This window comes from Streptomyces coryli (assembly GCF_011044975.1).
In the GTDB taxonomy this organism is placed as follows: domain Bacteria; phylum Actinomycetota; class Actinomycetes; order Streptomycetales; family Streptomycetaceae; genus Streptomyces; species Streptomyces coryli.
The window spans coordinates 1-12,788 of record NZ_JAAKZV010000049.1; the positions used below are offsets into that span (position 1 = coordinate 1).

General features: G+C 73.5%; 15 protein-coding genes. 8 read left to right on the forward strand and 7 right to left on the reverse strand.

What is annotated here, in order from left to right; all coding sequences use genetic code 11:
* Positions 1–1,113: hypothetical protein (locus G5C51_RS13880; protein WP_165236973.1), on the reverse strand; the 1,113-nt coding region annotated here is incomplete at its 3' end.
* A gap of 198 nt (positions 1,114–1,311) precedes the next feature.
* On the opposite strand from G5C51_RS13880, the gene G5C51_RS13885 reads away from it, so the two are divergent.
* The 3 genes from G5C51_RS13885 (at position 1,312) to G5C51_RS13895 (ending at position 4,248) form a co-directional block, all read left to right on the forward strand.
* A complete protein-coding gene (locus G5C51_RS13885; protein ID WP_165236981.1) occupies positions 1,312–2,190 on the forward strand; it encodes a Nif3-like dinuclear metal center hexameric protein in 879 nt (292 codons plus the stop codon).
* A complete protein-coding gene (locus G5C51_RS13890; protein WP_165236983.1) occupies positions 2,187–2,930 on the forward strand; it encodes a zinc ribbon domain-containing protein in 744 nt (247 codons plus the stop codon). The genes G5C51_RS13885 and G5C51_RS13890 overlap by 4 nt, the downstream gene beginning before the upstream one ends.
* A 91-nt stretch (positions 2,931–3,021) precedes the next feature.
* Positions 3,022–4,248 (forward strand): bifunctional RNase H/acid phosphatase, encoded by a 1,227-nt coding sequence (locus tag G5C51_RS13895; RefSeq protein ID WP_165236985.1) that lies wholly within the window; start codon positions 3,022–3,024, stop codon positions 4,246–4,248.
* Here G5C51_RS13895 and G5C51_RS13900 read toward each other — a convergent pair.
* Positions 4,232–4,876 (reverse strand): bifunctional 4-hydroxy-2-oxoglutarate aldolase/2-dehydro-3-deoxy-phosphogluconate aldolase, encoded by a 645-nt coding sequence (locus G5C51_RS13900; protein WP_165236987.1) that lies wholly within the window; start codon positions 4,874–4,876, stop codon positions 4,232–4,234. The two genes, G5C51_RS13895 and G5C51_RS13900, sit on opposite strands and share 17 nt — an antisense overlap.
* Before the next feature lie 49 nt (positions 4,877–4,925).
* On the reverse strand, positions 4,926–5,705 hold the full coding sequence (gene yaaA, locus G5C51_RS13905) for a peroxide stress protein YaaA (protein ID WP_165236989.1): 780 nt from the start codon (positions 5,703–5,705) through the stop codon (positions 4,926–4,928).
* Between the two features lie 105 nt (positions 5,706–5,810).
* Between yaaA and G5C51_RS13910 the strand changes: the two genes are divergently transcribed.
* On the forward strand, positions 5,811–7,292 hold the full coding sequence (locus tag G5C51_RS13910; protein ID WP_165236990.1) for an RNB domain-containing ribonuclease: 1,482 nt from the start codon (positions 5,811–5,813) through the stop codon (positions 7,290–7,292).
* Here the strand turns inward: G5C51_RS13910 and G5C51_RS13915 are convergent.
* Both G5C51_RS13915 and G5C51_RS13920 read right to left on the reverse strand, forming a co-directional pair.
* Positions 7,199–8,095, reverse strand: coding sequence for a hypothetical protein (locus G5C51_RS13915; RefSeq protein WP_338118129.1), 897 nt, complete (start codon positions 8,093–8,095; stop codon positions 7,199–7,201). The genes G5C51_RS13910 and G5C51_RS13915 overlap by 94 nt on opposite strands.
* Positions 8,083–8,877 (reverse strand): MerR family transcriptional regulator, encoded by a 795-nt coding sequence (locus G5C51_RS13920; protein WP_165236991.1) that lies wholly within the window; start codon positions 8,875–8,877, stop codon positions 8,083–8,085. Before G5C51_RS13920 ends, G5C51_RS13915 begins: the two co-directional genes overlap by 13 nt.
* Positions 8,878–8,993: 116 nt before the next feature.
* Here G5C51_RS13920 and G5C51_RS13925 point away from each other — a divergent pair, with 116 nt between their 5' ends.
* On the forward strand, positions 8,994–9,440 hold the full coding sequence (locus G5C51_RS13925; protein WP_165236992.1) for a DUF4260 family protein: 447 nt from the start codon (positions 8,994–8,996) through the stop codon (positions 9,438–9,440).
* Positions 9,430–9,969, forward strand: a complete 540-nt coding sequence (locus tag G5C51_RS13930; RefSeq protein ID WP_165236993.1) for a TetR family transcriptional regulator — start codon at positions 9,430–9,432, stop codon at positions 9,967–9,969. The genes G5C51_RS13925 and G5C51_RS13930 overlap by 11 nt, the downstream gene beginning before the upstream one ends.
* Before the next feature lie 23 nt (positions 9,970–9,992).
* On the opposite strand, the gene G5C51_RS13935 is transcribed toward G5C51_RS13930, so the two are convergent.
* Positions 9,993–10,466, reverse strand: coding sequence for an OsmC family protein (locus tag G5C51_RS13935; protein WP_165236994.1), 474 nt, complete (start codon positions 10,464–10,466; stop codon positions 9,993–9,995).
* 29 nt (positions 10,467–10,495) lie between these two features.
* On the opposite strand from G5C51_RS13935, the gene G5C51_RS13940 reads away from it, so the two are divergent.
* Together G5C51_RS13940 and G5C51_RS13945 are read left to right on the forward strand one after the other, a co-directional pair.
* The gene (locus tag G5C51_RS13940) at positions 10,496–11,341 is read left to right on the forward strand and encodes an AraC family transcriptional regulator (RefSeq protein WP_165236995.1); all 846 of its coding nucleotides are present in this window, start codon (positions 10,496–10,498) and stop codon (positions 11,339–11,341) included.
* 16 nt (positions 11,342–11,357) lie between these two features.
* On the forward strand, positions 11,358–12,302 hold the full coding sequence (locus G5C51_RS13945; RefSeq protein WP_165236997.1) for a DMT family transporter: 945 nt from the start codon (positions 11,358–11,360) through the stop codon (positions 12,300–12,302).
* On the opposite strand, the gene G5C51_RS13950 is transcribed toward G5C51_RS13945, so the two are convergent.
* On the reverse strand, positions 12,253–12,717 hold the full coding sequence (locus G5C51_RS13950; RefSeq protein WP_206313809.1) for a nitroreductase/quinone reductase family protein: 465 nt from the start codon (positions 12,715–12,717) through the stop codon (positions 12,253–12,255). The two genes, G5C51_RS13945 and G5C51_RS13950, sit on opposite strands and share 50 nt — an antisense overlap.
* Positions 12,718–12,788 lie beyond the last annotated feature (71 nt).

Here is a 12,788-nt window from a genome sequence, read left to right on the forward strand (position 1 = left end):
CACCGCGCCCCCGGCGCTAGGCACCAACGACGCCACCCCCACCGCCAACGGCCCCGCCGCACAAGGCAGTCGCAGCTCACCCGCCGGTGTCCACCACCCCGCCCCCGGCAGCCACCCAGGCGGAGCCGCGTAATGGCTCAGCTCGCGTCCGGACGGCCGCCACAGGCCCACCCAGCTGCCGGCCGGCCCGTCCAAGCGCAGCGCTACCCCGCAGCTCTCCGGCATCAAAGCCTGCCCAGGTTGCACGGCGAACGGCGCCATCACCGCGCCCGCCAGCGGCGAGTCCGCACCGCCGCCGCCCGGCTTCAGCGCCTCCGGGAAGCGCACCGGACGCGAGCTGCCGAGCACACCCCATCCCAGCCGGTCGTGGCCAGGGGCGTCGGACAGGACCAGCAGCAAGCCGCTGTCCGGATCCGACAGCAGCAGCCGGTCGTTGCTGTTCTCCGTGATCTGCAGCAACGGAGAGACCTCTCCCGTGTGGCGGACGTCCACCGCCACCGCCTTCGTACGGCCCTCCAGCTCGCGGTCCACCGCGAGCAGTCCGCCGGCCAGGTCCAGCCAGCGGCCCCCCGTGCACCGCCCCTGGACCTCCGCGGCCAGCTCCAGGGAGCCCGAGCCGCCGCCGTGCACGAGCCAGACCGCCGTCGAGCGTTCGCCGGGCGCCAGCGCGTACACCTCGGTGCTCGCCGCCGCCGGCGGCACCAGCAGGAGCTCGCCGCCCGGGCCGGTGTCCACGCTCCCCAGTTCGACCTCGCTCGTCGCCGGACCCGAGGGGTACAGCAGCGAGAGGTGATGCCGCCCCGCGGCGGGGTCGACGAGCCGGCGGATCAGCACCCGCCCGTCCCGCAGCGGGACGACGCTGCTCGCCGGTTCCTCGGGCTGCGCGCAGGGGAGCGGCACGGCATACGGCTCGGGCCCGCCGAGCGTCCAGCGCTCGGGGTACCAGTGGCCGCCGCTGTCCGTAGCCAGACAGGCGGCATACGACCCGTCCGCGGAGAGCATGAACCCGGCCCGCTGCACTCCGGTCCCGGTACGGCCGGCCGCGCTCTCCGCACCGGCGTCCGGAAGGTTGCCGCCCCCCGTGGCGGTGGTCTCGTCCGCAACGGCTGTCATCGCTCGCCTCACCTCCGACGCCGAACGTAGGCTTCGCACTTCCTGCCGAACAACGCGAGTAGGTGCTCGTCACACAAAGGGGTGGGGATTCATTCATTCCGCTGTGCCGCGCCGAGGCGATGTGCTCCCGCGGTGAGCACGCGCACCCGTCCCCCGCCACCCGCGCCCGGCCCGCGCCCGGGAGGTAACCTCTCCCCCGTGCCCGCACTCTCTGACGTCATCGCCGCCCTCGACGCCCTCTGGCCCGCCGACCGCGCGGAGGACTGGGACGCCGTCGGTACGGTCTGCGGCGACCCGGATGCCGAGGTAACGCGCGTGCTCTTCGCCGTCGACCCGGTGCAGGAGGTCGCCGACGAGGCGGTACGGATCGGTGCGGGGCTGCTGGTCACGCATCATCCGCTGTATCTGCGTGGCACCTCCACCGTCTCGGCGGGGACCCACAAGGGCCGGGTCGTGCACGACCTGATCAAGAACGACGTGGCCCTGCACGTCGCCCACACCAACGCCGACCGCGCCGACCCGGGCGTCTCCGACGCCCTCGCCGGCGCTCTCGGTCTGCGGGTCACCGGTCCGCTCGTACCGGACGAGACCGATGCGGACGGGCGGCGCGGGCTCGGCCGGCTCTGCGAGCTCGATGCCCCGATGAGCCTGGCCGCCTTCGCCGACCGGGCCGCCCAGTCGCTGCCGGGTACGGCCGCGGGCATCCGCATCGCCGGCGACCCGGAGGCCGAGGTCCGTACGGTCGCGGTCTGCGGCGGCTCCGGCGACAGCCTGATCGAGACCGCCGGCCGGGCAGGGGCCGACGCCTTCCTCACCGCCGACCTGCGGCACCACCCCGTCTCGGAGGCGCAGCAGAAGTCGCGGGCGTCCGAGGGGCGCCCGTTCCTCCTCGACGCGGCACACTGGGCCACGGAGTGGCCCTGGTGCGAGCAGGCCGCGGCCCAGCTCGACCAGATCTCGGACCGCCACGGCTGGGGCTTGCGTACGCACGTCTCCCGCATCCTCACCGACCCCTGGACGTACCGATCCGGCACTCCAGCCAACTCAGCCCCACACACCCAGGAGCAGCCAGCTTGAACGCCGCGTCCGCCGACCAGATCCGCCTCCTGGACGTCCAGGCCCTCGACGTCCGGCTCACGCAGCTCGCGCACAAGCGCAAGAACCTTCCCGAGCACGCCGAGGTGACCACCCTCGACGCCGACCTCACCCAGCACCGCGACCTCCTCGTCGCCGCGCAGACCGAGGACTCCGACACCGGGCGGGAGCAGACCAAGGCCGAGCAGGATGTCGACCAGGTCCGCCAGCGCGCCGCCCGCGACCAGAAGCGCCTCGACTCCGGCGCCGTGACGTCGCCGAAGGACCTGGAGAACCTGCAGCGCGAGATCACCTCCCTCGCCAAGCGGCAGGGCGACCTCGAGGACGTCGTCCTGGAGGTCATGGAGCGCCGTGAGGCGGCCCAGTCCCGGGTCGCCGAACTGACCGAGCGGGTCCAGTCCGTCGAGGCCAAGCTCGCCGACGCCGTCACGCGCCGCGACACGGCGTCGAGCGAGCTGGACGCCGAGGCGGAGGAGGTCCGCAAGGAGCGCGAGGGCATCGCCGGCGAGATTCCGGCCGATCTCCTCAAGCTCTACGACAAGCTCCGCGACCAGCAGGGCGGCGTCGGCGCCGCGAAGCTCTTCCAGCGCCGCTGCGAGGGCTGCCGGCAGGAGCTGCCCATCACCGAGATCAACGAGATCCGCGCCGCGGCCCCCGACACGGTCGTCCGCTGCGAGAACTGCCGCCGCATCCTCGTCCGCACGCCGGAGTCGGGTCTGTGAGCTGGGAGCCTGTCTTCGGCCCCCCGCCTGCGCCCCGACGCCCGGCACGCACGCTCGCCGCACGCCGCCCCCGGACAGGTGGCTCCGCCACATGACCGGGGACAGCGCACGCCGATCGCACGCACCGGACGCCGCTGCGCCGCGCTCCGCGCGACGACGGGGGGCCGAAGACAGGCTCCCAGCCCGCTTCGTCATCGAGGCGGACGGCGGGTCCCGCGGCAATCCGGGTCCCGCCGGTTGCGGCGCGGTGGTGCGCGATGCCGCGTCCGGTGAGGTGGTCGCCGAGCAGGCGGCGTATCTGGGCGTGGTGTCGAACAACGTGGCCGAGTACCGCGGCCTGATCGCGGGCCTGCGGGCGGCGGCCGCCATCGATGCCGGGGCTTCGGTGCTCGTACGGATGGACTCCAAGCTCGTCGTGGAGCAGATGTCCGGGCGCTGGCAGATCAAGCACCCGGCGATGCGGGAACTGGCGCGCGAGGCCCGGGAGATCCTCCCGGGGGAGCGGGTCACGTACGAGTGGATCCCGCGGGCGCAGAACAAGCACGCCGACCGGCTTGCCAACGAGGCGATGGACGCGGGCGCCGCCGGGCGGGAGTGGAGCCCGGCGGAGTCGACGGCCCAGCTCGAGGCCGACCAGCTCAAGCCGCAGGAGCCCGCCCCGGCCGCCGGCTGGCCCGCCGACCTGGGTACCCCGACCACGCTCGTCCTGCTGCGGCACGGCGAGACCCCGCTGACGCCCGAGAAGCGCTTCTCCGGCAGCGGCGGCTCCGACCCCGCCCTCTCGGCGGCCGGGCGCCGCCAGGCCGAGGCCACCGCGGAGCTGCTGGCCGCGCGCGGCTCCGTGCAGGCGATCGTCACCTCCCCGCTGCGCCGCTGCCGCGAGACCGCGGAGACGATCGCGGCGCGGCTGGGCCTCGGCATCCACGTGGAAGAGGGCCTGCGGGAAACGGACTTCGGCTCCTGGGAGGGCCTGACCTTCGGAGAGGTCCGCGCGCGCTACGAGACCGACCTGACGGAATGGCTCAAGTCCCCGTCGGCGACGCCCTCCGGCGGCGGCGAGTCCTTCGAGGCGGTGGCGGAGCGGGTCACGGTGGCCCGGGAGACGCTGCTGGCCCGGCACCCGGGCGAGACGGTGCTGGTGGTCTCGCATGTCACGCCGCTGAAGACCCTCGTACGGATGGCGCTGGGCGCGCCCGCCGAGTCGCTGTTCCGGATGGAGCTGTCGGCGGCGTCGCTGTCCGCGGTGGCGTACTACGCGGACGGCAACGCCTCCGTACGGCTGCTGAATTCGACCGAGCACCTCACAGCACGGCGCTGAGGCCCTCCGCCGCCTCGACCGCCAGGCCGCGGATCCGCTCCCAGTCGCGGGCGGCGATCGCGTCCGGCGGCAGCATCCAGGTGCCGCCCACGCAGGCCACGTTGGCAAGCGCCAGATAGTCCCGCGCCGACTCCGCCGTGATCCCGCCGGTGGGGCAGAAGCGCGCCTCCGGCAGCGGCGAGGCGAGCGATCGCAGGTAGGGGGTGCCGCCCGCGGCCTCCGCCGGGAAGAACTTCATCTCGGTGACGCCCTTCTCCAGCAGCGTCACCACCTCGGACGTGGTGGAGACGCCGGGGAGGAAGGGGACCCCCGACTCGCGCATCGCGCCCAGCAGGCGCTCCGTCCAGCCGGGGCTGACGAGGAAGCGGGCGCCCGCGTCGACGGCCTCCTCGACCTGGTCGGGGCGGAGCAGCGTGCCCGCGCCCACGGTGGCCTCGGGGACGTCCGCGGCGATGGCGCGGATCGCGTCGAGCGCGGCGGGGGTGCGCAGGGTGATCTCGATCGCCGGCAGGCCGCCCGCGACGAGGGCGCGGGCGAGGGGGACGGCGTCGGCCACATGGTCGAGGACGACGACGGGTATGACAGGGGCGGGGGTGTTGTCCAGGAGCTGATCGGTCACGCCTGACATCCTGCGCGGGGATACGTGCCCTGCGCAACAGTCGTTGCGCAGCGCGCAATCACAGCTCCGTGACGATGACGTCCAGTTTGTTCGCGGCAGGGGCCTCGACCTGGTAGCCGAGGTCCCGCAGGGCATCGCCCAGCGCCGCCGGGGTCCGCGGATTCGCGCCTTCCGTCAGCAGCGAGCGGAGCAGCCGGCCCTTCGTCGCCTTGTTGAAGTGGCTGACGACCGTCCGCTTCTCGACGCCGCCGACGATCTTCGACTGCAGCACCCGCACCGTGGCCGTGCGCGCCGCGAGCTCGCCCTTCGGCTTCCATAGATTCGCGTACGCCGAGGAGCGCAGGTCGAGCACCAGCCCGCTGCCGGCGGCCTCCGGCATGACGGCGTCCATGTGCGTACGCCAGAAGGCCCCGAGCCCGCCGATGCCGGGCAGCGCGACGCCGCCGGAGCAGCGGTAGGCGGGGATCCTGTCGCCGATACGGACCGCGCCCCACAGCCCCGAGAAGATCAGCAGCGACTTGGCGGCGCGGCGCTTGGCGGCGGCGTCGAGCGTCGCGAGGCCGAGCGCGTCGTAGAGCACGCCGGTGTAGATCTGCCCGGCGGGGCGGGTGGGCGCGGTCCGTAGCCGGGCATTCTTCGCGATCTCGCCGCGCAGCCCCTCGCTGAGGCCGAGCACCTCGCGTGCCTTGTCCTCGTCGGCGGAGCAGAGTGCGACGAGCTCGTCGAGTACGGTCTCCCGCGCGGCCGTCAGTCCGGGCAGGGACAGCGCCGCGAGGTCGAGCGGTGCGCCGCGATGGCCCTCGGCCTTGCCCTCCGAGGGCGGCAGGAGCACGAGCACGATGGGTCTCCTTCTTACGTTCCTTGCGTCTGCGCGCCGGATGAAGCCTACGCAACGCCGCGCGCGCAGCGGGCGCCCCACCTCCCGGACGCCTACGCTGGCAAGATGCCGCATCGTCTGATGAGCTGCAGCGACGCAGCGGACTCCCCGCTCAGCCAAGCCCTGCGGGAGCTCAGGGAACGGGAGCAGGTGCCCGCCGAGTTTCCCGCCGAGGCGCTCGCCGAGGCGGAAGCCGTGGTCAAGGCGCCGCCGATCGCCGTCGGGGTGCAGGACGCCACCGACATTCCCTTCTTCACCGTCGACCCGCCCGAATCCATGGACCTCGACCAGGCCATGCACCTCTCCCGCCGGTCCGGGGGCGGCTACCGGGTCAGATACGCCATCGCCGACGTCGCCGCGTTCGTCACCCCGGGCGGGGCGATCGACGCCGAGGCGCACCGCCGCGTCACCACCCTCTACTTCCCAGACACCCGGGTCCCGCTGCACCCCGAGATCCTCTCCGAGGGCGCCGCCAGCCTGCTCCCCGACCAGACCGCCCCGGCCCTGCTGTGGGACATCGACCTCGACTCCAGCGGCGCCGTGGCCGCCGTCCGCCTTGGCCGCGCGCTCGTCCGCAGCATCGCCAAGCTCGACTACGCCGGCGTGCAGCAGACCATCGACGAGGGCACCGCCGAGGAGCCCGTAGCGCTCCTCCGGGACATCGGGATGCTGCGCGAGGAGATCGAGAAGGCCCGCGGCGGCATCTCCCTCGGCGTGCCGGAGCAGGAGGTGGTCGAGCGCTCCCCGGGCCACTACGGCCTGGAGTACCGCGCCCCGCTCCCCGCCGACGGCTGGAACGCGCAGATCTCCCTTCTCACCGGCATGGCCGCCGCCGACCTGATGCTGACGGCGGGCTTCGGCATCCTCCGTACGCTGCCGCCCGCGCAGCGCAGCGCGGTCGAATACCTGCGCCGGGTCGCCAAGGCGCTCGACGTCGACTGGCCGAAGGACACCGACTACGCCACCGTCATCCGCACCCTCAACCCCCAGCGCGCCAACCACGCCGCCTTCCTCCAGGAGTGCACCACGCTGCTCCGCGGCGCCGGCTACACCGTCTTCGACGGCACCCCGCCGGAACAGGCCGAGCACGCGGCGGTCGCCGACGAGTACACCCACTGCACCGCCCCGCTGCGCCGCCTCGTCGACCGCTACTCCGGCGAGCTCTGCCTGGCCGCCGTCGAGGGCCGCGAGCCCCCGCAGTGGGTGCGCGACGCCATGCCGGCCCTGCCGGAGGAGATGGCCGAGGGCAGTGCGCGCGCCAACCGCCTGGAGCGCGAGTGCGTCGACCTCGCCGAGGCGGCGCTGCTACGGGACCAGGTCGGCGAGGTCTTCGACGGCTACGTCATCGACGTCAACGACCGCAAGGACCCGGTACGCGGCACCGTCCAGCTCTACGAGCCCGCCGTCATCGGCCGCGTCGACGCCACGCCGGACGCGCCCGAGCTGTCGCTCGGTCACCGGCTCCGGGTGCGGCTGACCGAGGCGGAGCCGGGGGAGTCGGCCGTACGCTTCGTGCCGGCCACGGCGGACGCGGGGTCGTCTGCGTAGAAGCGGACCGGGCCCTGGATTGCGGCCACCTTGCCCAGCGGCCGGACGAAGCGCAGCGGCTCGCCCTCGGTGAGCTCCACCGTCACCGTGGTCTGGCTGCTGACCGCCAGGTCGAGCGACCCGTCGTCGCGCACCAGCGCCGGGCCGCCGCCGTCGGGGAAGCAGCGGTCGGTGCGGACCCGGGCGATGCGGTCGGCAGGGATACGGAGCCCGAGCAGCACGCCGTAGCGGAGGTGCAACGAGCCGTCGGCGGCGATCACATGGGGGCGCACGGCGCAGGAGGCGTGCAGGGCGATGATGAAGTAGATGCCCCAGATGTCGATGACCAGGAAGGTCAGGTGCACCACCGGCCACGGGATGATCAGGGCGAGGGCGACGGTCTCGATGACGGAGACGAAGAGGAAGCCCCAGATCACGAAGGACTGACCGGCGGCGTATGTCACCGCCGCGTCCCCCGGGCCGACGCCGTGCGGCGGGCGGCGGGTGATCCAGCGGCAGAAGCTGGTGAAGAGCTTCAGCTCGTGGACGGTCAGGCGGCGGACGGTGGCCGGGGCCGTGTCCCGTACCGCCGCCAGGAGGGCTTCGCGGGGCGGGAGTCCGGCCGCGCGGTGGCGCCGGTGGTCCGCGGCGAGCACGGTGGCCGCGGCGGCGAAGAGCGCGAGGGTCAGCGCTTCCACGGCGCGCTGCACCGGGGCGGGTATGGACGCGCCCGAGACCAGGCAGATGACCAGGACCAGCTCGCCCGGGACCGCCGCGAGCATTCCCCAGCGGACGACCCTGCGCAGCGCGTTCACCGGTTCCACCGCTCTTGGAACAGGTCCATCGCGCGGCGCAGGGCCTCCGCCTGGGCGGGGGCGAAGTCCGCGAAGATGGCCTCCGCGAACCCCCCGCCGTCCTCGTCCGCCGCGGCGCCGTCGGGCGGCGGCTGGAACATCTCCGCGGGCATGCTGTCCGCGACCATCCGCGCCACTTCCGGGATGCGCGGGTCGTCGGCGGCGGCGTCGGCGAGCTCGTCGAGCCGGGCGTAGATCTCGTACGCCCGCTCCATGGCCTGCTCATCGGCGCTGAGGGTCTGGACGAGGCCGAGCATCCACGACCGCTGCCCCTCGTCCGCGGTCGTGTCCAGCAGCGCCAGCAGCTCGCGCTCCTTCGCCGCCATCGCGGGCTCGGGGCCTTCGCGGCGCGCGGTGGTACGGGCCATGTCGTCGAAGACCGCGGCGAGTTGGGGGGAGACCGGGCCCTCGGGCGGCAGGCCGCCGGCGTCCGCGCGCCGCAGCAGCTCGGCGAGCCGGGCGCGGCGCTGCCGGATGGCCTCCTCCTGGCGGGCCAGGTCGGCGTCGAGCTCGGCGAGGATCTCGCGCAGGTCCTTGCCGGCGTCGTCAGCGAGCGCGTCACGCACCTCGTCGAGGCTGAGCCCGAGCTCGGTCAGGCGCCGGACGCGGGCCAGCTCGACGGCGTCGCGCATGCCGTACTCGCGATAGCCGTTGGGCTGCCGGGCGGGCTCGGGCAGCAGGCCGATGCGGTGGTAATGCCGCACCGTACGGGGGGTGACGCCGGCGATCGCGGCGAGCTCTCCGATTCGCATGCCCCCAGTAGAAACGTTGTCGTTGCGACAAGGTCAAGCGGCGCGCTTGACGGCTAACGCTGTTAGCCGTACGGTTCTGGTTAACGGTGTTAGCCAGGAACTCCCGAGGAGGACCCATGAGCGCCACGACCACGACCGCGATCCGGCCGCAGCCCCGAAGCCGGACCCGGGCCCGGACCGTCACCCGCCGCTTCGTCCGTACCGCCTGGGCCGCGAGCGCCCTCTTCTGGGGCGCCCTGGCGGTGATGGAGGGCATGAACCACGGCGCGCTCGCCTACCTCTTCGCCGCCGTCTTCTTCATCGCGCCCGACCTGACGTTCCTCGTCGCCGTCCGGGACGCCCGCACCGCCCGTCCCGGCCAACTGCCGCCCCGCGCGGTGCCGTTCTACAACGCCGCCCACCGGGCGCTCGTCCCCGTCGCGCTGCTGGTGATCTACACGTACGCGCCGATCACGTGGGCGCCGATCCTCGCGGCGCTGTCCGGCTGGATCGCGCACATCTCGATGGACCGCGCCTTCGGCTACGGTCTGCGGACAAAGGAAGGATTCCAGCGTGCCCACTGAACCGGTTGCCGGCCTGCAGCTCAGCCCCCGCGCCCGGCAGATCGTCGGCGCCGCCCGCGAACTCCTGGAGAAGGAGGGCGAGGACGCGCTGACGATGCGCCGGATCGCGGACCGCATCGGGGTCAAGGCCCCGTCCCTGTACAAGCACTTCCCGGACAAGACGGCCGTGGAGGTGGAGCTGATGGCGATCCTGCTGGAGGAGATGGCCGCGGCGCTGGAGGCGGCGGAGGCCGCGGCGCCGGGGTCGCTGGAGGCGCTCTTCGAGGCGTATCGCGGCTACGCGGTGGCGCATCCGGGACTGTACCGCCTCGGCACCCAGAAGCCGCTGCCCCGCGAGTCGCTCCCCGCGGGCCTGGAGGAGCGGGCCGCCGCGCCGCTCTTCCGCGAGCTCGGCCTGGACGAGCACACCGGGCGGGCGGCGTGGGCGTTCGCGCACGGGATGGTGGTGCTGGAGCTGGCCGGCCGCTTTCCCGACGGCGCCGACCTGGACGAGGCGTGGCGGGTAGGGGCGGCGGCGTTCACGCGCTGACGGTCTTTACGCCCGTACGAGGTCTACGCGCTGACGATCGGCTGGACCCGGACGGGAAAGCGTACGGAGTTCGTGACGAAGCACTTCTCGCGCGCGGCGTCGTGCAGCTTTGTCGCCATGTCCACCATGGCCGGGTCCGCCACCCGCACCCGCGGCCGCAGCGCCACCTCGCTGAAGTGGTCGGGCTCGCCGCCGCGTTCGGAGAGCAGCCCGCGGGCGTGATCCTCGTACGACGTGACGACGACGCCCTCGGCGGCGCACAGATGCAGATACCAGAGCAGATGGCACTGGGCGACGGCCGCCGTCAGCAGCTGCTCCGGATTCCAGCGGGCGGCGTCCCCGCGGAAGGCGCCGGTGTCGGCGCTGCCGGCGATGGGGGTGTGCGGACCTGGCGCGGTCACGGTGTGGTCGCGGGCGTAGCCCTCGTGCCCGCTGGTCCCGCTGCCGCGGTCGCCGGTCCAGGTGACGGTGATGTCGTACGGAAATTCCGTGGTCACGCCGCCGAGCGTAAAGCACAATGCGGCCCATGACAGCCGCCGCCTGCAGCGATCGCCGGGAGCACGCCGCGTATTCGCGGGCCGCGCTCGGCACCGGCGGCGAGGCGCTCGGCCTCCTCACCGCGTGCTTCACCGAGCACCGGTTCGCGCCGCACAGCCACGACGAGTTCAGCATCGGGATGTGGACCGGCGGGCTCGAGGTCATCGACTATCGCGGCGGGCAGATGTACGCCGGGCCCGGCACCGTCGTCGTGCTGGCCCCGGGGGAGATGCACACCGGCCGCCCGGCGGGCGACGACGGGTACGCGTACCGCGCCTTCTACCCGCGTCCTGAGCTGTTCACGGACGGCACCCGCGGCGCCCCGCACTTCACCGAGGGCGTCTTCCACGACCCCGAGCTCGCCGACCGGCTGACCGCCGCGCACCGCGAGATCAGCCGGTCCGCGGATCCGCTGGAGGCAGAGTCGCGAGTGCCGTGGCTGCTCACGGCGCTGGCGCGGCGGCACGGCCGGGCGGGGACCGTACGGGACGCGCTGCCGGGGGCGGGGGAGCTGGCGCGGGCGGTCCGCGACCGGCTCGCCGACTCGGTGCTCGCCCCGCCGTCGCTCGCCGACATCGGCTGCGAGCTCGGCCTGTCCCGCTACCAGGTGCTGCGCGTCTTCCGCGACGCGATGGGCCTGCCGCCGTACGCCTGGCTGGCGCAGCACCGGGTCGCGCGGGCGCGCGGGCTGCTGGAGGCGGGGCGGACGCCGGCGGAGGCGGCGGCGCTGGTGGGGTTCGCGGATCAGGCGCATCTGACGCGGTGGTTCCGGCGGGTCATGGGGGTCACGCCCGGGGCGTATCGCAACAGCGTTCAAGACGGGGTGCCCTGCTGAGGGTGAGGGTGCGGGCATGAGCGCACGCGGTTGGATTCTCTTCGTCGGTCTCGCGGTGGTGTGGGGCGTCCCGTACCTGATGATCAAGGTGGCGGTGGGCGAGGTCTCGCCGTCGCTGGTCGTCTTCAGCCGGTGCGCGATCGGGGCGGCGCTGCTGCTGCCGTTCGCGCTGCGGCAGGGCGGCATGGGGCGCGTGGTCCGGCGGCACTGGCTGCCGCTGCTGGGCTTCGCGGCCTTCGAGGTGCTGGGCCCGTGGTACCTGCTCAGCGACGCCGAACGCCACCTCTCCAGCGGCACGACGGGCCTGATCGTCGCGGCGGTCCCGGTGCTGAGCGTCTTCGTCGCGCGGCTGCTGGGCAGCTCGGAGCGGCTGGGCGGGGTGCGCTGGCTCGGCCTGGCGGTCGGCTTCAGCGGGGTGGCGGTGCTGTCAGTGCCGACGATGTCCGGCGGCGGGGTGTGGCCGGTCACGGAGGCCCTGCTCACGGCGGTCGGCTACTCGATCGCCCCGCTGATCGCGGCCCGCTACCTGTCCGAGGTGCCGACGCTGCAGGTCATCGCGCCGTGCTTGCTGCTGGCGACGTTCTTGTACGCGCCGGCGGCGGCGCTGACGTGGCCGTCGTCGGTGCCGTCGGCGGAGGCTCTGATGTCGCTGGTGGGCCTGGGCGCGATCTGCACGGCACTCGGCTTCGTGATCTTCCTCCAGCTGCTACGGGAGGTGCCGCCGTCGCGGGCGATGGTCTTCGTGTATCTGACCCCGGTGGTGGCGGTGACGGCGGGCGTGGCGTTCCTGGACGAGGAGATCACGTGGTGGGTGCTGGTCTCCTTCGTGCTGACACTGGCGGGGTCGGTGCTGGCTACGGCGCGGTCGAAGGCGGCGGCTACGTCGGCAGGGCTGGACGAAGGTCCTGCGCTCAATCGCCGGCCGACTCGGCCCGACGCCGCAGCTCAATCAGCGGAATGAGCCGGCCGGCCCGCTCCTGGTGCTCGGTGAAGAAGGGGGCCTGCTGGATCAGTTCGCCCCAGAGCCGCTCGCGCTCGTCGGCGGAGGCGACTGCGGCGACGGCGTCGTAACGCTCGGGGCCGAGCTCCACGACGACCTCGTCAGGGTGGGCGACGAGGTTGTGGAACCAGTCCGGGGCCCGCGGCGCGCCCATGGCCGAGGCGACGATGAAGACGCGGCCGCCATCCAGCCGCCAGAAGCCCAGGGGGGTGGTCCGCCGCTTTCCGCTGCGGGCGCCGGTGTGGGTGACGAGCACCATGCGGTCGGCGTGCATCATCTCGCCGATCTTCCCGCTGCCGCCCTGAGCCCGGAACTGCTCGGCGACCTGCTGGTTGAGGGCGTTTCGCTGCTCGGTGGTCATCGAGAGGGGATCCATGCGCCCCAATCTGCCAGATCACCGGGCCCCGGGCCGGGGGATCACGCAGGCTAACCCGCGCGATCACGCAG

Coding starts and splice junctions, on each gene's coding strand:
- G5C51_RS13945 (WP_165236997.1), top strand. CDS start 11,358: ATGAGCGCACGCGGTTGGATTCTCTTCGTCGGTCTCGCGGTGGTGTGG.
- G5C51_RS13910 (WP_165236990.1), top strand. CDS start 5,811: ATGCCGCATCGTCTGATGAGCTGCAGCGACGCAGCGGACTCCCCGCTC.
- G5C51_RS13895 (WP_165236985.1), top strand. CDS start 3,022: ATGACCGGGGACAGCGCACGCCGATCGCACGCACCGGACGCCGCTGCG.
- G5C51_RS13940 (WP_165236995.1), top strand. CDS start 10,496: ATGACAGCCGCCGCCTGCAGCGATCGCCGGGAGCACGCCGCGTATTCG.
- G5C51_RS13925 (WP_165236992.1), top strand. CDS start 8,994: ATGAGCGCCACGACCACGACCGCGATCCGGCCGCAGCCCCGAAGCCGG.
- G5C51_RS13950 (WP_206313809.1), bottom strand. CDS start 12,717: ATGGATCCCCTCTCGATGACCACCGAGCAGCGAAACGCCCTCAACCAG.
- G5C51_RS13900 (WP_165236987.1), bottom strand. CDS start 4,876: ATGTCAGGCGTGACCGATCAGCTCCTGGACAACACCCCCGCCCCTGTC.
- G5C51_RS13920 (WP_165236991.1), bottom strand. CDS start 8,877: ATGCGAATCGGAGAGCTCGCCGCGATCGCCGGCGTCACCCCCCGTACG.